This window comes from Microbispora sp. H10670, from assembly GCF_014161385.1.
Classification (GTDB): domain Bacteria; phylum Actinomycetota; class Actinomycetes; order Streptosporangiales; family Streptosporangiaceae; genus Microbispora; species Microbispora triticiradicis.
On the sequence record NZ_JABBWW010000002.1, the window covers coordinates 416,336 to 438,733 of the forward strand.

Below are 22,398 nucleotides of genomic sequence, written 5' to 3' on the forward strand. Positions count from 1 at the left end.
CCCCGCAGGAACTCAGCAGGAAGAGGCCCGCCACGTGAGACGCGCGACCCGCAGCGCGGCCCTGGCCGTCGCGGCGCTGCTGCTGCCCGCCATGCCCTCGATGCCCCCAGTGTCCGCAGTGTCCGCGGCGCCCGCCTCCGCGACCGGCGCACAGTCCGGGGCACCGGTCTCGTGCGCGGCGACGCTGTCCGCGCCCACCCGGGAGGCCGCCTTCGCCGCGGCGGCCCAGGACACCGGCGTGCCGGAGCCGCTGCTCAAGGCCGTCTCCTACATGCTCTCCCGGTGGGACGACCACTCGGGCCGGCCCAGCGCGGACGGCGGTTACGGCGTCTTCGACCTGAGCGACCGTACGCCCGGCCCGGGCACCGACGCGGACAAGGGCCGCGTGGCCGAGGCGAAGAGCCAGATCACGCGGGCGGCCGAGCTGACCGGTCTGACGGCCGACGCCCTCATGCGCGTGCCGAACGCGGGTGTCTGCGGCGGCGCGGCGCTGCTCGCCTCCTACCAGCGCGAGAACCCGCGGCGGGAAGGCCTCCGGAGCGGCGGCGACCTGGCCGCCTGGCGGGACGCCGTCGGGCGTTTCGGCGCCGGGCACGACTTCGTCCGGCAGGTCTACCAGACCCTGCGCGGCGGCGAGAGCCGGGTCACGGCCGACGGCCAGACGGTGACGCTCCCCGCCGACGACTCGGTCCCGCTCCCCCCGGCCGAGACCGCCGCCGCCCCTGACACCGGCTGCCCGCAGGATCTCGGCTGTGAGGCGATCCCCGCGCCGTACGCCAAGCTCACGCCCACCGATCCGGACAACACCACCAAGTACGGCAACCACGACATCGCCGATCGGACCGGGTCCGGCGGGCCGAAGCTGGACTACATCGTCATCCACGACACCGAGGGCTACTACGACCCTTCGGTGCGGCTCGTGCAGGACCCGGCGTACCTCGCGTGGAACTACACGATCCGCTCCTCCGACGGCCATGTCGCCCAGCACCTCGACCCGAAGGACGTGGGCTGGCACGCCGGCAACTGGTACGTCAACATGCATTCCATCGGCGTCGAGCATGAGGGCTTCGCCGGGGACGCGACCTGGTACACCGAGTCGGCGTACCAGACCTCGGCGACGCTGGTGAAGCACCTCGCCGCGACATACGGCATCCCGCTCGACCGGGCGCACGTCATCGGCCACGACCAGGTGCCGGGCACCGTCCCGGGCGCGACCAAGAGCATGCACTGGGACCCGGGGCCGTACTGGGACTGGGACCACTACTTCGAGCTCCTCGGCGCGCCGATCGGCGGCGGCCGGGCGGCCACGACGCAGGTCTCGGCCGGCGACGTCGTGGAGGTCCGCACCGGATACCAGGACAATCGGCAGCCGCTCACGGGCTGCGCCGCGGCGTCGCCGCCCTCGCCGGAGTGCGTCCCGGGAACGGGCACGAACTTCCTGCCGCTCCGCCAGGCGCCGTCGGAGGACGCCCCGCTCGCCGCCGACCCCGGCTGGAAGCCCTCCGGCGAGGCCGGCACGACGTACGTGAGCGACGTCAGCGCGCGCGTCGTCTCCGGGCACAAGCTCGTCGTCGCGGAGGTGCGGGGCGACTGGCTGGGCGTGTGGTGGGCGGGTTCACTCGCCTGGCTGCACAACCCCGCCGACCGGCCCGTCGTGCTCCAGGCGGCGGCGAAGACGGTCACCGTGAAGGCGGGCGCGGCCGGTCCCGCCGCCGTCTACGGCCGCGCCTATCCCGAATCGGCGGCGTACACCGGGACCGATGTCCCCGTGCAGGCGGTCTCGCCCTTGGAGTACACGATCCCCGCCGGGCAGACGTACGCGGTGAGCGACGACGACGTGGTGACGGACTACTACCGGGCGACGTCCTTCGACGGGTCGGCCTCGGGCGACCGCACCGACGTCACCGGCCAGGACCGGTACTACCAGCTCTGGTACGCCCACCGGCAGGTGTTCGTCCGGGCGGCCGACGTGGACCTGCACGACGCGCGGCCGTCCGCCCTGGTCAGCACGGCGCCCCCGGTGGTGCGCGGCGTCCCGTGGGTCGGCCGGCGGCTGACGGCCTCTCCCGGCGCGTGGACGCCCTCGCCGAAGAAGATCCGCTACCAGTGGCTGCGCGACGGCGCGAAGATCAGGGGCGCGACGGGGCGGGCCTACCATGTCACGGGCCGCGACCGCGGCACGCGGCTGTCCGTACGGGTGACGGCCTCGGCCCCCGGCTACGAGAGCGGTGTCGCCACGTCGGCGGCCACCGCCCCCGTCCGGTCCCCGTGGCGCCCCCACCGCCACTCCCACCGTCACCACCGCCACCACCGGTAGGCGGACGGCTGGGCCCTACCGGCTCCCCGGCCTCGGCGTGAAGTAGTGCGCGACCATGTAGGCGGTGACCTGCGCGCCGATCTTCGCGCCCCGCTCGTCCGCCGTGCGGGTGTGGATGCCGCCCCAGACGCGGGCCTCGACGACCTCGGCGAGCGCCTGGGAGAAACCCCGGAAATACCTGGTGGTACCCGAGTCGGCGCTGTAGCCGCTGAAGGGGATGTCGTCCCGGCCGAAGACGTGCCGCAACGCCGACATGCTCGCCGCGGTGAAACAGGTGCGCCCGGACGTGTAGTCGGGATGCGGCGGTGTGACGAGCAACGGCGTCCAGGCGGGGTCGGCGGCCGTCTCCGGGTTGCCGTCCGTGTCGGCCAGCCGGATCGCGGTGACCGGGCGCCAGAAGTTCCACGCCGCCTTCTCGTTGTAGCAGGCGATCGTGGCGTCGGTCTCGGCCAGGTCGACCATCGCGAACATCCGCGCCGCCTGCAGGACGTTGAGGCGCTGCCGCGTCGCGAGCTGACGTTTGATCTCCCATTCGGCCAGATGCCGGTCGTGCCACCACATGGCCGCCTGGGTCTGGTCGGTCGTCCTGACCGTGCTGGTCGCCGAGCCGACCGTCTTGACCTCGTTGAGGTCCCGGGCGTAGCGGCGGCTGGTGAGCGGCGGCGGGCCGGACGTGCGGAACTGGACGCGCTGGGGATGAGGAACGGCTTGAGGTGACCGACCCATGCCCCGTCCGAGGCGAACGCGGGCGGCGCCGGCCGCCACTGACCGGGCCGGGTGCCCACCGGCCAGGTACGGCCGATAGGGGCGTCGGCAATCGCGTTCACCGCGTCGTAGACCGCTCCGTGCACCATCGCGAAGCTGCGTGCCTGGACCTGCGGCTGCTGACCGGCGACGTCCCAGATGGCGGTCTGGGCGTTACGGTCCCAGACGACAACAAATATCGATCCAGCCGGAACAGCCGTCTCCCAGGTCGTCGAATATGCGAGTTTCTGGTCCGGCATCCGGTTTCGTCAGCCGGGCTGCTCACGGGTGCCGGTGAGGTCGTCCCGCGCCGTCGCCCCCCGCGTCCGTACGGCGAGAGCGACGAGCGTGACCCCGCACGCCAGGAGCAGGACCAGTTGCAGGGACCCGACGAGGGTGATCAGGCCGGTGAGGTACCCCTCCGCGCCCGGGTGCAGAGTGGCGGCCCGGGCCACCACGGCGGGCACGGCCAGGATCGCCGCCGCGGGTGCGACGGAGCCGGAGGCCACGACCGGCGGCGCGGAGACCGGGGCCGCGGTCGCCGGGGCGGGGGTGGCCGGGGCGGGGGTGGCGGAAGCCCGGGGTGCGGACCGGCGCCGGGCCACGCACCACGCCGTCACCGCGAGCAGCGAGACGCAGGCGAGGCCCTGTGGGTCGAGCCACAGCCACGGCTGCAGCATGAGCGGGGTCGGTTCGCCTCCGGCTCTCGCCGCCGCGCCGAGCACGCCGACGGCCAGGGCGAGCAGGACGCCCGCCGCGGCCGGGAAGGCGACGACCCGCGCGGCCGCCGCACCGCGCAGGCGCGGCGGCGGAGCGTCGCGGTGGAACCCGGCCGTCAGCGCCAGCACCGTCACCAGGGCCGGCAGCGCCGTCAGGAGCCCCACGACCCGGGCCGGGCCGCCGGCCGTCGCGGGTTCCAGCGCGTACGGCAGGACCAGGGCCGCCCAGGCCGACGCCTTGGCCGTGCCCGCCCGGCCGGCGACGAGCGCTCCGAGGCTCGCGGCCCACAACAGCGGCGCGAGGCCGGACAGCACCTGACGCAGCCGCTCGGGCGACCCGGGGTCGCCGATTCCCATGAGCCCGTCGGGGAGCACGCCGGCGACGACGCCGTACGTGAGCACCGTCTGCGCGGCGAACAGCGTGCCGGCCATCGTCCAGAAGACCAGGCCGAGGATCGCTGCCCCCCGGACCGCCTCTCCCGTGGCGTACTCCCCCGGCGGCGAGCCGGGTCCGCCGAGCCGCACCCGCAGCGCGAGCGCTGCCACGCCGGCGATCTCCGCCCACCGCACCCGCTGGTCGTCGAGGCCCGTCTCCGCTCGCCGGGCGCCGTCGAGGAAGGCCGAGACCATCTCCTCCTCGCGCCGCTCCCGGTAGGACGCGGGCAGCAGCCGGAGCACCCGCCGGTAGCGTTCCTCCAGCACGCTCATGCCAGGCCTCCCGCCTGCCGGAGGCGCAGCCGCTCGACGGCGCGGCGGGCGTTGTCGGCCAGCCGGACGGCCTCCTCCTCCAGCGCCCGCGCCCCCTCGTCGGTCAGGCGGTAGTAGCGGCGCAGCCGCCCCTGCCGCACCTCCTCCCGGTCGGGCTCCACCAGGGCGTCGGCCGCGAGCCGGTCGAGCACGCCGTACAGGGTGCCGATCTTGAGCTGGACACGCCCTCCGGAGAGCCGCTCCACCTCCTGCGCGATGCCGTAGCCGTGCCGCGGCTCGTCGACCAGTGCGGTGAGGACGAGAAAGGCGGGTTCGGTGATCGGCCGTGATGTCATGCGCCCATCATATATTGCAAGGCATGATATTCAAGGCTGGACGGCATGGATACGTCGTCAGGAGGTGATGCGGAAGGTGGCGTCCTGCCGGTCGACGGAGCTGGAGGACGCGCTGAGCGGGTCGATGCGGAGCAGGTAGTCGTAGTGCCTGATGTAGCGGTCGGGGTAGTTGTAGGAGCGGAACGACGTCCACGCCGAGTCGGCCAGGCCGGCGGTGCGGTAGAAGGTGGCGTCGGCGCGGAACGTCGCGGTGTTCTCGTTGGCGGCGAGCCGCAGCTCGTAGTTGTAGTGCCGCAGGTAGCTGCCGGGGTAGTTCACCGACTCGAACGACACCCCGGCCGAGTCGGCGAGGCCGGGGACCATCCGCCACATCTGGTCGCGGTACGGATCGAAGGGATAGGCGTCGATGCGCGCGACGTTGTTCTGGTGCCGTACGAACCGGTCGGGGTAGTTGGAGGACTTCAGCCGCACCCAGCTCGGCGTCCCCCACCGGCTGACCAGGGCGTTGTACTCGGCGTCGGTGATCTGGGCGATCGAGCCGTGCTTGGAGTTCAGCGGCGGGGTGTAGTCGCGCTGGTTCAGCACGCTCCAGGAGTTGGCGCCGACGTTGGCCGAGCCCCAGGCGTAGTAGTCGTTGTTGACCGGGCTGTACGAGTCGCCCCACAGCCGCCACCCGCCCTCGTTGGTCCGGTGCAGCAGCGGCGCCTCGATGCCGCTCCCCTGGATCAGGCCGCTGGTGTAGGTGGTGAAGCTGTTGGGGGCGCCCGTGGACGACCGCGCGCCGTACAGACGGCCGTCGCCGAGGTTCTTGTAGTAGAGGTAGGTGGTTCCACCGTCCACGACGATGTCGCCGTCGAGGACGCCGAAGCCCGGGCTGAAGAAGGTCTGGGCGGCGCCGACGGTCACGAAGTCCGTCGTGTAGTTCACCCTGAGGACCTCGGCCGCGGAGTAGACGATGCCGTACTGCCCGCGCGAGGCGTCCCAGAAGACCGTCGGCGCCCAGGTGTGGTCGTTGGTGGTCTGCATCCGCACCCGGCGGTATCCCGTGAAGTTCGTCAGGTTCACCGAGTCCCAGACGTGCAGATACTGACTGTTCGAGTTCCAGTCGGTGCCCTTGAGGTCGGTGGCGATCACGACGAACGTGCCGTCGTTCTTCCGGAACACCTGCGGGTCGCGCAGGCCCAGCTGACCGGCCGTCGGGGTGACGACCGGGTTGTTCTGGTTCAGCGGCGTCCAGTTCAGACCGTCCCGGCTGACCGCCAGGTGCAGGCCGTAGTCCGCGCCCTGGCCCGACGGCGACTCGGTGAAGTACGCGAAGACGTAGCCGGCGTACGTCGCCGCCCGCGCCGCCCTCGGGAAGCCCGCCGCGCCCGCGGTGACGAGCGCGGCGGAACCGAGGGCCGCCTTGGTGAAGTCTCTCCGGGACAGGGTCACGAGGAGCCTTCCTTTCTCGGTCTCAGGAGCGATCTCAGGGGACGGACCCGCGGAGCGGAGGTGCGACTGGCACCTCAGCGGTAGCCGGCGGCGACCACGTCGGCCTGGACCGCGTTCTCGGTCGCGTCGGAGGGGTAGCCCGAGACGATGGCGCCCTCGTAGAAGGTGCCGGCGCTGAGGTTGGTGTTGGTGGCGCAGCAGTCGCCGCCGCTGCCGAGGATGATCGCGCCCTGCTTCTTCATCGGGCTGTAGCCGCGGGGCAGCGCGCCGTCGTAGAGGGTGTACAGGCTGCCGGACTGGGCGTTGCTGCCCTTGATCGCGAACCGGGACGTCCCGTTGTTCTTGAGCGTCGCGGTGACGAACTTGCTGGTGAAGGCCCGCTGGTTCGGGTTCCAGGAGCTGCTGCCGCCGGGGTAGAGGCCGTACTCGAGGTCGGCCTGCACCCACGGACCGCTTCCGGAGCAGCCGCCGAACCAGCAGCTCGTGCCGAAGTAGATCGCGTCCATGGCGCCGGCGCCGTCGGCCTTGCGGGTGGTCTCGCTGTTGCCGTAGTCGAAGCAGCAGCCGCTGTTGACGTGGGTGCCGCTGGTGACCATGTAGACGCCCTCGGGAGCGCTGCCGGTCGGCACGCCGGTCGTGTGGCCGTCGCGCCAGTAACTGTTGCCGGGGTTGATGTACAGCGAGTACGCCTTGCTGCCGCCGACCGTCAGCGACTCGGTCGTCGCCTTCGCGGGGGTGGCCCTGCCGCCGGCCCCGCCCGATCCCTGGTACCAGACGTCGTTGCCCCGCCCGGACTGGTCGTACACGACGGTGATGACGCAGGTGGTGCCGGAGCAGAACGAGTCCTGGGAAGCGGCGTTGGCGACGCCGCCCGCGCTCAGCACGCCGATGTTCCTGGTCGCGTTGTCGGACGACCGCCTGACCTGGTACAGGTTGCCGTTGTAGGCGCGGTAGAGCGCGCGGGTCGTGCTGTGCGCGGCCACGCAGGGCGTGCCGCCCGCCGCGTAGATGTCGCAGGGCTTGGAAGACCCCTGCGGGGTGGACGACGGACTGGCCGAGGGACTCGCGGAGGGGCTGGCCGAGGGGCTACTCGACGGCGTGCTCGACGGTGTGCCGGAAGGTCCCGTCGAACCGGTGCAGGCCGTGCCGTTGAGGGCGAAGCCCGACGGGGTGGAGGTGGCGCCGTCTCCGTTGCCGTTGAAGCCGAAGCTCGTGCTGCCGCCGCTCGGGATGCCGCCGTTGTAGGAGACGTTGGTCACCGTCACCTGGGAGCCGGACTGGGTGTAGGTGCCGTTCCAGAGCTGGCTGATCGTCTGGCCGCCGGGGAACGACCACGTCAGCCGCCACCCGTTGACCGGGTCCCCGAGGTTGTTGACGGTCACGTTCGCCCCGAAGCCGCCGGGCCACTGGCTGCTGACCGAGTAGTCCACCCGGCATCCGGTGGCGGCGTGGGCGGTGGTCGTGGTCAGCGCACCGGCCGCGCCGATGACGGCGGCGACCCCGGCGGCGATCCAGAGCCGCAGACGAGGAATCTTCATGAGCGCTCCCGGACGGGCTGCGAGGAGAAGGGTTGTTAGCGCTAACACAGGGGGGCCTGAAGTGTTAGCGCTAACAAGTCTTCGAGGAGGACAGGCCGTTCTTCTGTCGGGTCGTGACGGTGGTGGTGCAGCGGAGCAAACACGAGGCGGTGACACCCCGTCAAGGTCCGTGCGCCGCCTCCCCCTTCGGCCGAGACGCCGGGAACGCGCCCCATCTGCCGGTTCGAGGACGGGACCCGGACCGTCGATGGGAAGCGGAGGGTGAAATTTACAGGGGGGCGTTCCGGTGCCGGACCGCCTCGGCATGACATCGCCCCTGGTGCGTTACACGACATAAATGCTGTTACGGTTAGCCGCGGTGTGCCGGGAAGTCCGGTCGGCGACGTCCCGCCGTTTCCGGACAGGGGAGGTTTCCGGGTGGTAGCGAGCACGGCGGGCCGCCGATGAGCGCGCCGCTGCCGGCATGAGGCTGTTCTGGGCGGTGCTGGGGCGCTTCACCCAGCCGGCGCAGGTGATCACGACCGTGTTCGGCGCGGCCGTGCTCCTGGGGACCGCCCTGCTGTCCAGTCCGCTCGCGACGACCTCGGGCAGGCCCTCCGACTGGGTCACCGCCCTGTTCACCGCCACCTCCGCGGTGTGCGTGAACGGGCTGACCGTCGTGGACACGTCCGCGCACTGGTCACCGTTCGGCGAGGTGGTCATCGCCGCCCTGATCCAGGTGGGCGGCCTCGGCATCATGACCCTCGCCACCGTCTTCACCCTCCTCGTCTCCCGCAGGCTGGGCCTGCGCGCCCGGTTGTCCGCCCAGGCGGAGACCCGGGTGCTCAACGCAGGCGACCTGCGGCGGGTGGTGGGCAAGGTCGTGGTGTTCAACCTGCTCTGCGAGGCCGTGACGGCGACCGTCCTCACGCTCAGGTTCGTCGTCGGGTACGGCGAGTCCCCCGGCCGCGGCCTCTACCTAGGCGTGTTCCACGCGGTCTCGGCGTTCAACAACGCCGGTTTCGCGCTGTGGCCCGACAGCCTCGTCCGGTTCGCCGCGGATCCGTGGATCTGCCTGACCGTCGCGGTGGCGGTGATCGTGGGCGGGCTCGGTTATCCCGTGGTGTTCGAGCTGCGCCGGTCCTGGCGCCGCCCGAAGCGCTGGTCGCTGCTGACCCGCATCACGCTCGCGGTCACCGCCGTCCTGCTGGCCGGCGGCACGCTGGTCTTCCTCGTCACCGAGTGGGCCAACCCCCGCACCCTCGGCCCACTGGACGGGGAGGCCAAGCTGCTGACGGCCTTCTTCACCGCCGTCATGCCGCGCAGCGCCGGCTTCAACAGCGTCGACATCGCGCAGATGCACCCGTCCAGCTGGCTGGTCACCGAGCTGCTGATGTTCGTCGGCGGCGGCAGCGCGGGCACCGCCGGCGGCATCAAGGTCACCACGCTGGGCCTGCTCACGTTCATCGTGTGGGCGGAGCTGCGCGGCGAGAGCCAGGTGAACATCGGCCACCGCCGCCTCACCGAGGCGGCGCAGCGGCAGGCGGTCTCGCTCACCGTGCTGAGCGTGGGCCTGGTCGCGCTCTTCACCTACATCCTGCTGGTGCTCACGCCGCACGCCCCAAGCAAGGTGCTCTTCGAGGTGGTCTCCGCCTTCGGCACGGCCGGGCTGTCGGTCGGCGTCGTCTCCGCCGTCTCCCCCGCCGCGCAGACGCTGCTCACGCTGCTGATGTTCGTCGGCCGGATCGGCCCGCTCACGCTGGGCTCCGCGCTGGCGCTCAAGGAACGCACCCGCCGCTATGAATTACCGGAGGAGGACGTCATCGTTGGCTGACAAGAGAAACGACCCCGTGGCGGTGATCGGTCTCGGCCGTTTCGGCACCTCGCTCGCCCTCGAACTGGTGCGGCGCGGCACCGAGGTGCTGGCCATCGACCACCGGCCCAAGGTGGTGCAGAGCCTCGCGGGCCAGATCACCCACATCGCCAGGGCCGACGCCACCGACCCCGAGGCGCTGCGTCAGCTCGGGCTGCCCGACTTCTACCGCGCGGTCTGCGCCATCGGCAGCGACCTGGAGGCGAGCATCCTCACCTCGTCGCTGCTGGTGGAGATGGAGATCGACGACATCTGGGCCAAGGCGGTCAGCAGCCAGCACGGCCGCATCCTCAGCCGGATCGGCGTCCAGCACGTCGTCTTCCCCGAGCACGACATGGGCGAGCGCGTGGCCCACATGGTGAGCGGGCGGATGCTGGACTACATGGAGGTCGACGAGAACTTCGCGCTGGCCAAGACCCTCCCGCCCAAGGAGTACGTCGGCGTTCCCCTCGGCGAGTCCAGCCTGCGCCGCAAGTACGGCGTGACGGTCGTGGCCGTGAAACGGCCGGACGAGGAGTTCACCTACGCCACCGCCGAGACGGAGCTCGGCTACGGTGATGTGATCATCGTGTCCGGCCGTACGGACCGGGTCGAACGGTTCGCCGAGCTGCCCTGAGTCCATGGTCCGGCCGATGGCGCGAATGTCCGCCTTTACCACCCCGCCACATCACGAATTCGAGTAACGTCATCACTCGTAGTGATCGAACGTCTCGCGTGACCACCTGGGTGGGATGATCCAAAAAAGCCGTCATACGCCGCGGAAGATCGGGAGTGTCCGCTTCGGAGCCGGGAAGGAGTAAAGCCATCACTGAAGGTGTCTCGTAATGGCGCGGGGGCCGGCATTGGAGTCGCGATGAGTTCTCAGAGCCTCCTGCGCGCGTTGCCGTTCATCGCGATCTCCCTGGTCGTCGTCGTCGACCTGATCAGCGGGCCCGGTGTGGGCTTCCTGCCGCTCCTCACCCTGGGACCGACCTTCGCCTCGGTGGCGGGCGGCGTCCGCCGTACGGCCCTGGTGGGCGCGCTCGCCCTGGCCATCTGTCTCCCCCTCGCCGTCTACGACGGCCTGTTCGGCCGGACGCAGAACAACCTCACGATCGCTGCGATCGTCGGCGTCACCGCCGCGAGCATGCTGGCCAGCAGGCTGCGGAACCGGCGGGAGCGGGAGCTCGCCAACGTCCGCCTGGTCGCCGAGGCCGCCCAGAGAGTGCTGCTGCGCCCGGTCCCCCGCCGGGCCGGCGACCTGCGGGTGGCGCTCTCCTACACCTCGGCCGCGGCGGAGGCCCAGATCGGCGGCGACCTGTACGAGGTGGTCACCACGCCCGAGGGCGTCCGGATCCTCATCGGCGACGTGCAGGGCAAGGGGCTGGAGGCGGTCGAGACCGCGGCGTGGGTGCTCGGCGCCTTCCGGGAGGCCGCCTACGACCAGTCCGAGCTTTCCGGGGTGGCCGAGCGCGTGGAGGCCAGCCTGGGCCGCCATCTGAGCGGGGAGAAGTTCGTCACCGCGATCCTCGCCGAGGTCCACGATGGAGAGATCTCTCTGCTCAACTGCGGCCATCCGGCCCCGCTCGTGCTGCGGGCCGACGGCACGGCCTACTTCGCCGAACCCCAGGAGGAGGCCCTCCCGCTCGGGCTCGGCGCGCTGGGCTCGCCGCGGCCCAAACCGCACCGGCTGCCCTTCGGGGAGGGCGACCAGATCCTCTTCTACACCGACGGCGTGATCGAGGCGCGGGACCGGGCGGGACGCTTCTATCCTCTCGCCGAGCGGGCGCACCTGGCCCGGGGCGCCGACCCCCAGGCGGCGCTGGACGACCTGCGGGCCGACCTGCTGCGCCATGTCGGCGGCCCGGTCCCCGACGACGCCGCGATGCTGCTGCTGCGCCGCCATCCCGGCTGACCGGCCGGACCGCCGTCCCCGGCGGCCGCCGCCGGAGCCGCTACTGGGGGTGCTCGCCTCCGGCGCGGTCGCGCAGCCGGCCCACCAGCGTGGCCGCGGCCTGACCGACCTTCCGCGGCACGGCGTGCGCGGTGCCGATCTCGGCGTCGGCGACCTCGGCGAGCGGCCGGTCGCGGCCGAGCAGCGCAGCGACGCGGTCGATGGCCGAGGCGTAGGCGCGGTGGGTGTCGGGGTTGGCGGTGCGCGGGGTGGCGAGGAAGGCCCTGTCCGACGCCCACCTGGATCCCGATCGTGTCGCTGCTCGCCCACGCGAGCTCGTGACCGCGTCCGAGGTAGGCCAGTCCCACGTCTCGCACCACGGATGCTCGGCCTCAAGGCCGCCAACCTTCGCGACGGTCGAACGGCCCCCAGCGGTGCTGGGGGCCGTTCGACGCGTTCGAAGAGCGGGAGGTCAGACGCCGAACGCCGCCGGGTAGCGGATGACGCCGCTCGGGACTGGCTGTTCAGGGTTGAGGGCGAGCGCCATCATGTACTTGTCCTCGACGTCGAAGGGCGGGCGGATGCCGAATCCGGAGGCCGGGGTGAAGCCGAAGCGCGGATAGTACTCGGCGTGGCCGAGCACGAGCACCAGGTTCTCGCCCTGCTCGCGGGCGGCTTGCAGAGCGGCGCGGATGGCGGCGGAACCCGCGCCCCGCCGCTGATGGTCGGGCTTGACGGCGCACGGGCCCAAGGTGAGGGCGGGTGAGTCGCCGACGTGGCAGCGGGTGAGCAGCGCGTATCCGGCGGGCTCGCCGCCGGGGGCCTCGGCCAGCCAGGACAGGCCGGCCAGCCACGCCTGCGGGTCGGCCCGCAGCGCCTCGATGAGGTCGGCCTCGAGCGGGGTGGGGAAGGCGGCAAGGTTGATGTCGCGGATGATGCCGACGTCGCCGGCGCTCTCGGGACGGGTGGTGAGGGAAGAGGTCATGATCAGGTTCGTCTCCCTGTCCTTCTGCGGATGCAGGACATAGCCGGTGTACTGGTAGTCCGCACTGTGGGGTCGCTGATCGGGTCGTGCGGGCTTTCGGGCATGGTGGTACGGGCTTCTGGTGGATGATGAGCGGTCGGGAAGGTCGGTGGGATGCGGCCGGTCATGGCTGCTGGTCCCGGAACCTGTAGGTGGCGCGCAGGTGACTGGTGATGGCCTTCTGCCGGTTGACGCGCTCTTCGCGCAGCCGGGCATCGGTACGCGAGGCCGCCCAGGCGTTCTCCCGTTGCAGCTTGTGGTAGCTGCGCAGGCGACGTTCGGGCAGTTCACCCGCCTGGATGGCGGCCTGCACCGCACATCCTGGCTCGGTGTCGTGGGAGCAATCGCCGAAGCGGCAATACGCGGCGAGTTCTTCGACCTCGGCGAAGACCTGCTCCAGACCGTCGGCGGCGTTGTGCAGGCTGATCCCGCGCAGGCCGGGCGTGTCGATGAGGACCCCGCCGCCGGGCAGGGGGAGCAGCTCGCGGCGGACGGTGGTGTGGCGGCCCTTGCCGTCCTGCTCGCGTACCGTGCCGGTGGCCAGCAGTTCCTCGCCGAGCAGCTTGTTGCCGAGGGTGGACTTGCCCGCGCCCGAGGGGCCGAGCAGCACGGTCGTGCCGTGCATCATCGCGGTCAGCACGTCGATGTTGTGACCGGTGGCGACGCTGGTGACCAGGATGTCCACGCCGGGTGCCAGCGCTTCGGCCTCGGCGTGGACGGCCTCGGGATCGTGGGCCAGGTCCGCCTTGGTCAAGACGATCACCGGCTGTGCCCCGCTCTCCCAGGCCAGGGCGAGCAGCCGCTCCAGTTTGGCCGCGTCCAGGGGCGTGGCCAGGGACAGGGCGATCACGACCGTGTCGACGTTGGCGGCGAGCACCTGTCCGTGGGAGGACCTGGACGCCGACGAGCGCACGATCGCGCTGTGCCGCGGCAGCAGCGCCACCAGGTGCGGCTCGGCGCCCGGCCGCAGCGCGGCCCAGTCGCCGGTGCAGGGCGTCAGGAGCGGGTCGGGCGGGTGCGGCGCGGCGAACGTGGCCCGCATCGGGCCCGACGTGGTGATCGCCGTGCACAGGCCGCGATCGACCCGGGAGATCCGGGCCGGCACGAGGCCCGCTTCGTAGTGCTCGGTGAAGGTTTGGTCGAGTGCGCCGGTCCACCCATACCGGGACAGGCCGGATGGATCGGTGTACGTATATGGCAACGTGAGAGACCCTTGCGGAGAAGGGGCCCCGACGAGACGCGGACATCACCCCGCCTGGCGAGCCCGATAGCTCAAGGCTGGGGGAAGAAGCAGGTCAGACCGGGGCCCGGGACGTGAGGTTGGTCCGGGCGCTGCGCATGGCAGCGGTCTTCACCGCGGTCATCAAACCTCACCTCCCTCCCACGCCGATCCAATACTGAACGAACGGCACCCTAGCACCCCGACCAGGGTCAGTTGTACCGCTCGCGGGTCAGGCGGACCTCCGGGAGAGGTAAAAGAACCCCGGTGTCCCGCCCGGGAGGCCGGGGCGCACGGGCGGACCCGCCGTTTACGTGGGCGAACGGCGGGAAGGGCATCCCGGCACACGGGCACGGGCACCCCCGGGAACACCGCGAGGGGCACCGCCGACTGGAGCCGACCATGGAATCCCTGAACACCGCCATCAAGAACCTGGGCGACACGGTGGTGTCGGCGGCCGGGAGCGTCGCGGGCGCCGTCGCCGACCCGAAGGGCGGCCTGAAGCAGTTGAAGTCCGCGATGTCGTCGCCGAAGGCGCTCGCCGCCGCGGCGGGGCTCGTCGCCGGCTACGCGCTCGGCTGGTGGTGCGGCCACCGCGCCGCCACCCGCTGACGACCACCACCCGCTGACCACCGCCACCCGCCTCTGCCACCCGCCAGGGGCAACCGGCCACGGGCCGCCGCCACCGGCCGCCACAGCGAGCCTCCACCACGGGGACGGCTCGGTCACCGGCGGGCGGCACAATCGTTCAAGACCACCGCCTCGGCATGCGCTACAACGGTCTCCGGCGCCGGCCATGGCGGTCGGCGCGGGCATCTGCGCGCGGAGGCGGACGATGGACGTGGGCTTCGTCGGACTCGGGATCATGGGACAGCCCATGGCGCTCAACCTGGCCCGGGCGGGGACGCCGCTGGTGGTGTGGAACCGCACGCCCGCCAGGAGCGAGCCGCTGCGGGCCGCGGGCGCGGTGGTCGCGGACGACGCGGCCGGCGTCTTCCGCCGGGCCTCCACGGTTCTCCTCATGCTGGCCGACGAGGCCGCCGTCGACGCCGTTCTGGAGCGCGGCACGCCGCGCTTCGCCGGGCTCGTCGCGGGCCGTACGGTGGTCCACATGGGCACCACCTCCCCCGCCTACTCGGCCGGGCTGGAGGCCGACGTGCTCGCGGCCGGGGGCCGCTACGCCGAGGCGCCGATCTCGGGTTCCCGGGTGCCCGCCGAGGAGGGGCGGCTGGTGGCGATGCTGGCCGGGCGGCCGGACACGGTGACGGAGGTCCGCCCGCTGCTGGCACCGATGTGCGGGAAGACGGTGGTGTGCGGCCCGGCGCCGAGGGCGCTGCTGACGAAGCTCGCGGTGAACATCTTCCTGATCACCACGGTCACCGGCCTGGCGGAGTCGCTGCACTTCGGCGAGCGCCAGGGCCTGGACCTCGGGCTGCTCGTGGACGTGCTGAACTCGGGCCAGATGGCGAGTGACGTCTCCCGCGTCAAGGCGGTGAAGCTGGCCGGGCGTGACTTCGCCGCCCAGGCCGCCATCGCCGACGTGCTGAAGAACAACCGCCTCATCGCCGAGGCGGCGCGGCAGGCCGGCATCGCCTCGCCGCTGCTGGACGTCTGTCACACCCTGTTCGGCGAGACCCTCGGGCTGGGCCACGGCGCGCTCGACATGGCGGCCGTCGTCCACGCGATCGAGGCGAGGACGCGGGAGGCGCAGGGGGCGCCGGAGACAGGCGGAACACTCCAGGAAGGAGCATGCGCATGACCTCTCGCCCGGTCGTCGTCGTCACCGGCGGCACCCGCGGCATCGGCCGCGGCATCGTCGAACTCCTGTGCGCGGACGGCTACGGGGTCGTGTTCACGCACTCCGGCTCCGACGCCGACGCCAAGGCGCTGGAGGACGACCTCGGCGGCCGCGGCGCCCTGGTCCGGGGCGTACGCCTGGACGTGACCGAGGAGGACGCGCCGGCCCGGCTGTTCGACCTGGCCGAGTCGGCCGGCGAGGTCACGGGCCTGGTGAACAACGCCGGGGTCACCGGCAGGCTCGGCCCCTTCGCCGAACTGACCGACGCCGACCTGCGGCGGGTGGTCGAGGTGAACCTCGTGGCGCCGGTGCGGCTGTGCCGGGAGGCGGCGCGCCGCTGGTCCGGCCGTACGCCCACGACCGCCACAGCGACCGGCACAGCGACCGGCACAGCGACCGGTGGGACGATCGGCCGGGTGATCGTCAACGTCACCTCGGTCGCGGCCCGCACCGGCTCGCCGGGCGAGTACGTCGCCTACGCCGCGACCAAGGCGGCGGCCGAGACGCTGACCGTGGGCCTGGCCAGGGAGCTCGGCCCGGCGGGTATCCGGGTCAACGCCGTCTCGCCGGGGACGATCGACACGACGATCCACGCCCGGGCCGGAGAGCCGGGCAGGGCCGCACGGGTCGCGGCGCGGGTGCCGCTGGGCCGTCCCGGGAAGGCGGAGGAGATCGCCGAGGCGGTCCGCTGGCTGCTGTCGGACCGCGCGTCCTACGTCAACGGTGCCGTCCTGGAGGTCGCCGGAGGGCTCTGACCTCCCGGCCCGCGGCGATGACCGGGAGCGAGGAGCGCGGCGAGGACCGGAGCGTCGCGACGCCCCCGATGACCGCGTGCCAGGATCGGGTGAGTATGGACCAGGCGAACGCCGACCAGATGAGTATGGACCAGGCGAACGCCGATCAGGCGAGCGATCAGGTGAGCCGGTCAGGCAAGAATGGTCAGGCGAGCGCGGCGGTCCACCGGGCGGGCGTGAGGCCGTAGGTGCGCTTGAACATGCGCGTCAGGTGGGCCTGGTCGGCGAAACCGGCGAGCTGGGCCGTCTCGGACAGCGGCACGCCGTCGCGCAGCAGGCGCCGCGCCCGGTCCAGTTGCCGCATGGTGCGGAAGCGGGTCGGGCTGGTGCCGAAGGCCGTGCGGAACTGCCGCGCGATCGTCCATCGGTCCAGGCCCGAGACCGCCTCGAACTCGGCGAGGGAGTGCCGCACCGCCGGATCCTCCGCGATGAGGTCCCGTACGCGGGCCAGCGCCTCCAGCGCCAGCGGAGCCGGCCTGCCCGGGCGGCGCACGGCCGCGTACCTGACCAGTGTCCGGGCGGCGAGCAGCGTCGTCGTGAGGCGGCCGAAGCCGTCCAGGGGCTCGTCGATGTCCCGCAGGCACGCGGCGAGCGCGGGGTCGACGTCGCGCCGCCCGATCACGGGATCGGCGACGAAGGGCAGCGGGCCTCCGCCCAGCGCCTCCTGCACGAGGAACGGGTCGAGGTAGATGATCCGATAACCGAACCCCTCGTCGGTGCCGGCCACTCCGTCGTGCACCTCGTCGGGGTGCAGCACGTGCAGTTCCCCCGGCAGGCAGTGCCGCGCCTCGCCCCGATATCGGAACGTCTGCACCCCGTGGAACGTCATGCCGATCGCGTAGGTGTCGTGGCGGTGCGGAGCGAACCCCTCCCCGGTCAGCGAGGCCTCCAGACGCTCGATGCCGGCCGCGCCGAACCCGAACCTCAGGCGGTGGCCGGGCAGGGTCCCACCGGCCGGCAGATGCCGGCGCGGGTCCGCGCCGCCGCCCCGTGAGTCCCCGCCGCGTGAGTCGTTCCGCACGAGGCGAGACTACAAGCGGGCGCGAACGCGGGACAGGGACGGCGGATCTTGGCGGGGAGGGCCCGGCCCCGCTAGCGTCGCCTCGTGTCCGCGCTCACCGATGATCTCCCGACCGCCGCCGGAGCGGGCTGATGGACGGTCCGGCCCGGGTCTACGTCGTGTGCTCGGAGGTGCCGCCCGGCGTCGTCGGCGGGCTGGGCCGGTACGCCGAGCGGATCATGGCCGCCCTCCGGGACCTCGGCGTGCCGATCGAGGTCTTCGGGGCCGCCCGCCGCGGCGCGGCTCCCCCGGCCGAACGTCGTGGAGACGTGACGCTCCGGCGGCTACCCACCCCCGGTTACGGCATCGACGCCCGCTCCCCCGTCCCGGCCGTGCTGCGGCGGCCGGCCAGGGTCGCCGGGCTGCTGGTGTTCAACGTCCGCGCCGCCGCCCGCATCCTGCGCGCCGAGGCGGCCCGCCGCCGGCCGGGACCACGCGGAGAGAGGCGGTCCGGGGAGGGACGTGCGGTGGTCGCCGTGCACGACTGGATGGGCTGCGTGGCCGGGATCCTGTGCGGCGCGCTCGGACGGCTGCCGGTCGTGTTCCACGTGCACACCCGCGAGCTGAACGCGCCCGGAGCGCGCCGCTCCGCGTACGCCGCCCTGCTCGACCTGCTGGAGACGGCGCAGGCACGGACGGCGCGGCTGATCGTGGTGCCGAGCGCCCGCATGCGCGACGACCTCGCCGCCCAGGGGTGGCCCGGCGACCGGCTGGTCGTCGTGCCGCACGGCTTCGAGGACCCCGACCTGCTGAGGCTCGCCACGCTGCCGGACGACGAGCGCGAACGGACCCGCGCGGAGGTACGTCGGCGCTACCTGCCCGGCGGACGGGGCCGGCTCGTCGTGTTCGCCGGGCGCCCGTCGCCGCACAAGGGGGTCGGGACGCTGATCCGGGCGGTGCCGAGGGTCGTCTCCGAGCACGGTGACGCGCGGTTCGTGCTCGTCGGCGCGGGGCTTCCGCAGACCGCCGACGCCGCCGGGGTCGCCCGGCTGATCGAGCGGACGGGGACGGGCGGGCACGTCGTCGCCGGCAACCGCTTCCTCCCCTCCCCCGAGGTGTTCGCGCACTTCCTCGCCGCCGACGTGTGCGTCTTCCCGTCCGTGTACGAGCCGTTCGGCCTGGTCGCCGTCGAGGCGATGGCGCTCGCCCGCCCGGTGGTCGTCGGGCCCGGCTACTCGCCCGAGGTCGTCGGCGACGGCGCGCTCCGCTGCGCGGACGACGACCCCGGCGAGCTGGCCGCCGCACTGCTGCGCTGCCTGGACGACCCCGGCGAGGCGGAACGGCTCGCGCTGCGGGGCGCGGCGTACGTGCGCGAGCGCTACGGCTGGGCGCGCACCGCCGAGCGGACCCTGGCGGTGTACGCCGCCGCGGCCGGGACCGGGGAACGGCCCTGATGACGGTCCCGGGTACCGCCTCCGTGAGGGGCGCCCGGGCCCGCGGCCGCGAGGCGACGCCCGCGCCCCGCGCGGCAGGACATGACGGTCAGGCACCGCCCAGGCGCAGCGGCAGTGTGCGGGGGCCCCGCACCTGACCGGCGGCCCAGGTCACCGCCGCGGGGTCGGCGAGGCCGAACACCGGGATACGCTCCAGCCAGACCTCCAGGGCGACCCGCAGCTCCATCCTGGCGAGGTGCGACCCCACGCACCGGTGGATGCCGAGGCCGAAGGCGACGTGCCGGTTGACCTCTCGGTCGATGACGACCTCACCGGCCCGCTCGAACTGCTCGGGGTCGCGGTTGGCGGCCGGGAACGACAGCAGGACCCAGTCGTCGGCCCGCATGTCGGCGCCGCGCCAGCTCATGTCCTCCTTCACCAGCCGGGCCATCGTGACCGGGGCGTACGCCCGGAGGAACTCCTCCATGGCCGTGGGCAGCAGGTCCGGCTCGGCGACCAGCCGCTCGCGGTCGGCCGGGGTCTTCGCCAGGTGCCACAGCGACGCGCCGATGGCGCTCCACGTCGTGTCGATGCCCGCGATGAGCAGCAGGGCGATCGTGCCGGCGACGTGGTTGGGCTGCAGCTTGTGGCCGTACAGCTCGGCGTCGACCAGGTAGGTGGTGAGGTCGTCGCGCGGGTTGTCCACGTGGTCGCGGATCTGGTCGTACAGGTAGTCGAACAGCTCGTCCATGCGCGCCATCCGCTCCTCCGGCGGCAGGTTGACGCCCTCCAGTGCGCTCTCGACGAACCTGCTGAAGCGCGGCCCGTCCTCGGGCGGGAAGCCGAGCATGTCGGCGATCACCCGGATCGGGATGTGCTGCGCGTAGTCGCGGGCGGCGTCCACGACGTCGGCGCCCTCCAGCGCGTCGACGAGCGAGTGGCAGAACGCCCGCGTCGCCTCCTCCCGCCTCGCCACCGCCTTCTTCGTGAACGCCGGGAGCAGCAGTTTCCGCGCGTCGTGGTGGAACGGCGGGTCGGAGGAGATCGGCGGAGTGGCCCCCACGGGCGCGGTCTCCGCGGGCGGCCGGTAGTTGCTCATGATGATCGACCGCGAGGAGAAGCGCTCGGTGTCGTAGGCGATCGCGGCCACGTCCTCGTACCGGGTCGGCAGCCACCCGCCGCCGAACCTCCCGGTGTGCGCGATCGGGCAGCGAGCCCGCAGGTCGTCCTGGATCGGGTACGGGTCGGCGGCCCACTCGGGCTCCAGGTGAGAGAAGTCGGTGGCCCAGTCCGACACCGGCCCGGTGACGATCTCGTTGCGCGTGCCGGCGGGCGGCCCCTGCTTCCGGAAACCACCGGTGAAGCGGTCGTCGACGGTCATGTCACGCCTCCTCGGTGAGGACGACCGCTCTTTCCGGGCAGTTCGCCGCGGCCAGCCGCGCCGCCTGCTCCTGGCCGGGCGGTACGGCGCCGTCGCCGGGCACCCGGCCGTACCCCTCGTCGTCTTCCTCGAACAGGCCGGGGGCGAGGTCGTAGCAGCGGCCGTGCCCCTGGCACCGGCCAGGGTCGATCTGCACCTTCATGGTGTCGCTCCCGTGCTTTCCGATTCTGGTCGTTGACTGGGTCCGGCCGGGGCGAGAGCGGCGACGAGACGGGTGAGCAGGGCGCTCCACTCCTCGTCGCCGACCCCGTGCAGGTCCGGCGTGACGATCACGCTGCCCATCGCGAGCAGGAGGCAGAGATGGGCGAGCGCGCCGGCCGACAGCGCGGGGTCGATCGCGCCGTCGTCCTGGGCGGCCCGTACCAGGCCGGTGAGCCACCCGGCCCGCTCCCCGACGTACTCACGCATGGGCCGGGCGACGTCCTCGTCGCGGCGGGCCGCGACCAGCGCCTCGGCGATCAGTGAACTACGCGCGTCCTGCCGGTGCGGGAGCCTGCGGCCCACGGCGACAAGCAGGTCCGCGACCGGCCGCACCGGATCGGCGGCGAGCAGCTCGGCGAGCAGGCCCGGCCCGTGGGCGTGCAGCGCGGCGGCGATCAGCTCGGCCTTCGAGCCGAAGTGCGCGTACAGCGCGCCGTTGCTCACCCCGGCCACGGCGGCGATGTCGGCGACGCGTGTGCCGTCGTACCCGCGCCGGGCGAACACCTCGGCGGCCGCGCGCAGCAGCCGCTCGCGCGTCTCGGCCGCGGTGACTCCCGCGATCCGCCCCATAACGGAATTAAAAGACCGTTCATTTGAATCCGTCAAGACCGAGAGGCAGCGAACGGCCGACGCGAGCGAGAGGGGTGACGGCAATCACCAAACAGAGCAAACTAGCACTATGCGGGATAAAGCGGGCATGGTTCCAGCGAATCACGAGCCGGTCGTCGACGCGTTGCTCGCCTGCGCCGTGCTGGCGTTCACCATCCCGACGTCGGCCAGCGGTTACAGCTTCGCCGTGTGGGGCACGGCGCCGTTCTGGATCGAGATCCTGGCGGGGGCGGTGACGGCGGCGACGATGTTCGTGCGGCGCCGCACGCCGTGGCCCGCCGTCGTCGCCTCCGCCGTCTGCGCCTGCGTCACCGGGCAGACCGTGCCGATGATCCTCGCCGTCTTCTCGATGACGGCCGAGCACCGTCCGCGCCGGTGGCAGTACGTCGCCCTGGCCCTCGTGGTGGTCTACGGCGCCGTCGACTACGCGAACCCGCACACCGACCGTTCCGTCTACCTCAACGTCGTGCGCGCGCTGACCCTCATCTACCTGCCCGCCCTGGTCGGCACCTGGGTGTACGCCTACCGGCGGCTGATCCAGGACCTGCGGCACGGCGTGCGCGAACGCGAGGAGATCGCCGCGGCGGAGGAACGCCGGAAGATCGCCAGGGAGATGCACGACACCGTCACGCACGCGGTCACCGCGATGGTGCTCAACGCCGGGATGGCGCGCGACGCCACCGAGCCCGGCGAGGTGCGCGAGCTGACGGCCGTCATCGAGGACAAGGGGGTGCAGGCGCTCAGCGAGCTGCGTGAGCTGCTCACCGTGCTCCGCCACGAGGAGGGCGACCTCGCCGGGGGCGTCGACGCCATCGCGCGGCTGGTCGGCGAGGCGAAGGCGAGCGGCCTCGAGGTCGACCTCCGCCTCGACGTCCCCGCGGAGGGGCTGCCGAGGCAGGTCTCACACGCGTGTTACCGGCTGGTGCAGGAGGGGCTCAGCAACATCCGCAAGCACGCGCCCGGCGCCCGGGTGCTGGTCACCTGCGAGACCGTCGGCGACCAGGTCGCCGTCTCCGTGACCGACACCCCCGGCAGGGCGCGGCCCGGCCGGACCGACGTCCGCGCCGCGCCCTCCCTCGGCGGGGGGTTCGGGCTGGCCGGCATCCGTGAGCGCGTGTGCCTCGCCCATGGCCGGTTCTCCGCCGGACCGACCCCCGAGGGCGGCTTCACGATCGCCGCCCGGCTCCCCCTCAAGTGAGGCGACACGGCCGGCGAAGGCCGGGCGTACCGCCGTTTTCGCACGTCCGGCGGGGGTACGCCTTCCTTGCCGGCGTATCGCCGGCGCGCGGGCCGACAGTGCCCGCCCGGCGTGCGGCGTACGGAGGCGGCGCACCGCCCGCACGCCGTCCGGCGCAACTA

20 protein-coding genes are annotated in these 22,398 nt (G+C 72.7%); 9 read left to right on the forward strand and 11 right to left on the reverse strand.

Annotated elements, in window-relative coordinates:
- Nucleotides 1–34 precede the first annotated feature (34 nt).
- Nucleotides 35–2,317: an N-acetylmuramoyl-L-alanine amidase gene (locus HHX33_RS05575; RefSeq protein ID WP_220501500.1), complete on the forward strand. Its 2,283-nt coding sequence runs from the start codon at nt 35–37 to the stop codon at nt 2,315–2,317.
- A gap of 15 nt (nt 2,318–2,332) precedes the next feature.
- Here HHX33_RS05575 and HHX33_RS05580 read toward each other — a convergent pair whose 3' ends face one another.
- From HHX33_RS05580 to HHX33_RS05600, 5 genes are all read right to left on the reverse strand, one after another.
- On the reverse strand, nt 2,333–3,043 hold the full coding sequence (locus tag HHX33_RS05580) for a vanadium-dependent haloperoxidase (RefSeq protein WP_220501501.1): 711 nt from the start codon (nt 3,041–3,043) through the stop codon (nt 2,333–2,335).
- 287 nt (nt 3,044–3,330) lie between these two features.
- Nucleotides 3,331–4,488, reverse strand: coding sequence for a hypothetical protein (locus tag HHX33_RS05585; RefSeq protein WP_182873616.1), 1,158 nt, complete (start codon nt 4,486–4,488; stop codon nt 3,331–3,333).
- Entirely contained in the window at nt 4,485–4,823 is a 339-nt protein-coding gene (locus HHX33_RS05590) for a PadR family transcriptional regulator (protein ID WP_220499144.1), read from the reverse strand. The genes HHX33_RS05585 and HHX33_RS05590 overlap by 4 nt, the downstream gene beginning before the upstream one ends.
- 57 nt (nt 4,824–4,880) lie before the next feature.
- Complete coding sequence (locus tag HHX33_RS05595; protein WP_182873617.1) at nt 4,881–6,257, reverse strand: glycoside hydrolase family 43 protein; 1,377 nt, start codon at nt 6,255–6,257, stop codon at nt 4,881–4,883.
- Between the two features lie 74 nt (nt 6,258–6,331).
- Entirely contained in the window at nt 6,332–7,795 is a 1,464-nt protein-coding gene (locus HHX33_RS05600; RefSeq protein ID WP_182873618.1) for an arabinofuranosidase catalytic domain-containing protein, read from the reverse strand.
- A gap of 463 nt (nt 7,796–8,258) precedes the next feature.
- Between HHX33_RS05600 and HHX33_RS05605 the strand changes: the two genes are divergently transcribed.
- From HHX33_RS05605 to HHX33_RS05615, 3 genes are all read left to right on the forward strand, one after another.
- On the forward strand, nt 8,259–9,608 hold the full coding sequence (locus HHX33_RS05605) for a TrkH family potassium uptake protein (protein ID WP_182873619.1): 1,350 nt from the start codon (nt 8,259–8,261) through the stop codon (nt 9,606–9,608).
- Nucleotides 9,574–10,263: a potassium channel family protein gene (locus HHX33_RS05610; protein ID WP_208758964.1), complete on the forward strand. Its 690-nt coding sequence runs from the start codon at nt 9,574–9,576 to the stop codon at nt 10,261–10,263. The genes HHX33_RS05605 and HHX33_RS05610 overlap by 35 nt, the downstream gene beginning before the upstream one ends.
- A 237-nt stretch (nt 10,264–10,500) precedes the next feature.
- Entirely contained in the window at nt 10,501–11,541 is a 1,041-nt protein-coding gene (locus HHX33_RS05615) for a PP2C family protein-serine/threonine phosphatase (RefSeq protein ID WP_182873621.1), read from the forward strand.
- Nucleotides 11,542–11,992: 451 nt separating this feature from the next.
- Here the strand turns inward: HHX33_RS05615 and HHX33_RS05620 are convergent, their stop codons facing one another.
- Nucleotides 11,993–12,505, reverse strand: a complete 513-nt coding sequence (locus HHX33_RS05620) for a GNAT family N-acetyltransferase (protein WP_182873622.1) — start codon at nt 12,503–12,505, stop codon at nt 11,993–11,995.
- Nucleotides 12,506–12,668: 163 nt separating this feature from the next.
- Nucleotides 12,669–13,745, reverse strand: coding sequence for a ribosome small subunit-dependent GTPase A (rsgA, locus tag HHX33_RS05625; RefSeq protein ID WP_182873623.1), 1,077 nt, complete (start codon nt 13,743–13,745; stop codon nt 12,669–12,671).
- 420 nt (nt 13,746–14,165) lie between these two features.
- Here rsgA and HHX33_RS05630 point away from each other — a divergent pair, with 420 nt between their 5' ends.
- From HHX33_RS05630 to HHX33_RS05640, 3 genes are all read left to right on the forward strand, one after another.
- A complete protein-coding gene (locus HHX33_RS05630; protein ID WP_117408289.1) occupies nt 14,166–14,375 on the forward strand; it encodes a hypothetical protein in 210 nt (69 codons plus the stop codon).
- A gap of 223 nt (nt 14,376–14,598) precedes the next feature.
- Nucleotides 14,599–15,522: an NAD(P)-dependent oxidoreductase gene (locus tag HHX33_RS05635; RefSeq protein ID WP_182873624.1), complete on the forward strand. Its 924-nt coding sequence runs from the start codon at nt 14,599–14,601 to the stop codon at nt 15,520–15,522.
- The gene (locus HHX33_RS05640) at nt 15,519–16,316 is read left to right on the forward strand and encodes an SDR family oxidoreductase (protein ID WP_182873625.1); all 798 of its coding nucleotides are present in this window, start codon (nt 15,519–15,521) and stop codon (nt 16,314–16,316) included. The genes HHX33_RS05635 and HHX33_RS05640 overlap by 4 nt, the downstream gene beginning before the upstream one ends.
- A 184-nt stretch (nt 16,317–16,500) precedes the next feature.
- On the opposite strand, the gene HHX33_RS05645 is transcribed toward HHX33_RS05640, so the two are convergent.
- Nucleotides 16,501–17,376: an AraC family transcriptional regulator gene (locus HHX33_RS05645; protein ID WP_310741229.1), complete on the reverse strand. Its 876-nt coding sequence runs from the start codon at nt 17,374–17,376 to the stop codon at nt 16,501–16,503.
- Between the two features lie 131 nt (nt 17,377–17,507).
- On the opposite strand from HHX33_RS05645, the gene HHX33_RS05650 reads away from it, so the two are divergent.
- Complete coding sequence (locus tag HHX33_RS05650; protein ID WP_182873626.1) at nt 17,508–18,809, forward strand: glycosyltransferase family 4 protein; 1,302 nt, start codon at nt 17,508–17,510, stop codon at nt 18,807–18,809.
- 88 nt (nt 18,810–18,897) lie between these two features.
- Here the strand turns inward: HHX33_RS05650 and HHX33_RS05655 are convergent, their stop codons facing one another.
- The 3 genes from HHX33_RS05655 to HHX33_RS05665 are packed head-to-tail and all read right to left on the reverse strand — an operon-like array spanning nt 18,898 to nt 21,000.
- On the reverse strand, nt 18,898–20,169 hold the full coding sequence (locus HHX33_RS05655) for a cytochrome P450 (RefSeq protein ID WP_182873627.1): 1,272 nt from the start codon (nt 20,167–20,169) through the stop codon (nt 18,898–18,900).
- Between the two features lies 1 nt (nt 20,170).
- Nucleotides 20,171–20,371: a ferredoxin gene (locus HHX33_RS05660; RefSeq protein ID WP_117408283.1), complete on the reverse strand. Its 201-nt coding sequence runs from the start codon at nt 20,369–20,371 to the stop codon at nt 20,171–20,173.
- Complete coding sequence (locus HHX33_RS05665) at nt 20,368–21,000, reverse strand: TetR/AcrR family transcriptional regulator (RefSeq protein ID WP_182873628.1); 633 nt, start codon at nt 20,998–21,000, stop codon at nt 20,368–20,370. The genes HHX33_RS05660 and HHX33_RS05665 overlap by 4 nt, the downstream gene beginning before the upstream one ends.
- Before the next feature lie 127 nt (nt 21,001–21,127).
- On the opposite strand from HHX33_RS05665, the gene HHX33_RS05670 reads away from it, so the two are divergent.
- Nucleotides 21,128–22,237, forward strand: coding sequence for a sensor histidine kinase (locus tag HHX33_RS05670; protein WP_182873629.1), 1,110 nt, complete (start codon nt 21,128–21,130; stop codon nt 22,235–22,237).
- Nucleotides 22,238–22,398 lie beyond the last annotated feature (161 nt).

Coding starts and splice junctions, on each gene's coding strand:
- HHX33_RS05665 (WP_182873628.1), bottom strand. CDS start 21,000: ATGGGGCGGATCGCGGGAGTCACCGCGGCCGAGACGCGCGAGCGGCTG.
- HHX33_RS05600 (WP_182873618.1), bottom strand. CDS start 7,795: ATGAAGATTCCTCGTCTGCGGCTCTGGATCGCCGCCGGGGTCGCCGCC.
- HHX33_RS05650 (WP_182873626.1), top strand. CDS start 17,508: ATGGACGGTCCGGCCCGGGTCTACGTCGTGTGCTCGGAGGTGCCGCCC.
- HHX33_RS05635 (WP_182873624.1), top strand. CDS start 14,599: ATGGACGTGGGCTTCGTCGGACTCGGGATCATGGGACAGCCCATGGCG.
- HHX33_RS05580 (WP_220501501.1), bottom strand. CDS start 3,043: ATGGGTCGGTCACCTCAAGCCGTTCCTCATCCCCAGCGCGTCCAGTTC.
- HHX33_RS05670 (WP_182873629.1), top strand. CDS start 21,128: ATGGTTCCAGCGAATCACGAGCCGGTCGTCGACGCGTTGCTCGCCTGC.
- HHX33_RS05585 (WP_182873616.1), bottom strand. CDS start 4,488: ATGAGCGTGCTGGAGGAACGCTACCGGCGGGTGCTCCGGCTGCTGCCC.
- HHX33_RS05590 (WP_220499144.1), bottom strand. CDS start 4,823: ATGACATCACGGCCGATCACCGAACCCGCCTTTCTCGTCCTCACCGCA.
- HHX33_RS05620 (WP_182873622.1), bottom strand. CDS start 12,505: ATGACCTCTTCCCTCACCACCCGTCCCGAGAGCGCCGGCGACGTCGGC.
- HHX33_RS05655 (WP_182873627.1), bottom strand. CDS start 20,169: ATGACCGTCGACGACCGCTTCACCGGTGGTTTCCGGAAGCAGGGGCCG.
- HHX33_RS05640 (WP_182873625.1), top strand. CDS start 15,519: ATGACCTCTCGCCCGGTCGTCGTCGTCACCGGCGGCACCCGCGGCATC.
- HHX33_RS05615 (WP_182873621.1), top strand. CDS start 10,501: ATGAGTTCTCAGAGCCTCCTGCGCGCGTTGCCGTTCATCGCGATCTCC.
- HHX33_RS05660 (WP_117408283.1), bottom strand. CDS start 20,371: ATGAAGGTGCAGATCGACCCTGGCCGGTGCCAGGGGCACGGCCGCTGC.
- HHX33_RS05605 (WP_182873619.1), top strand. CDS start 8,259: ATGAGGCTGTTCTGGGCGGTGCTGGGGCGCTTCACCCAGCCGGCGCAG.
- HHX33_RS05610 (WP_208758964.1), top strand. CDS start 9,574: ATGAATTACCGGAGGAGGACGTCATCGTTGGCTGACAAGAGAAACGAC.
- HHX33_RS05630 (WP_117408289.1), top strand. CDS start 14,166: ATGGAATCCCTGAACACCGCCATCAAGAACCTGGGCGACACGGTGGTG.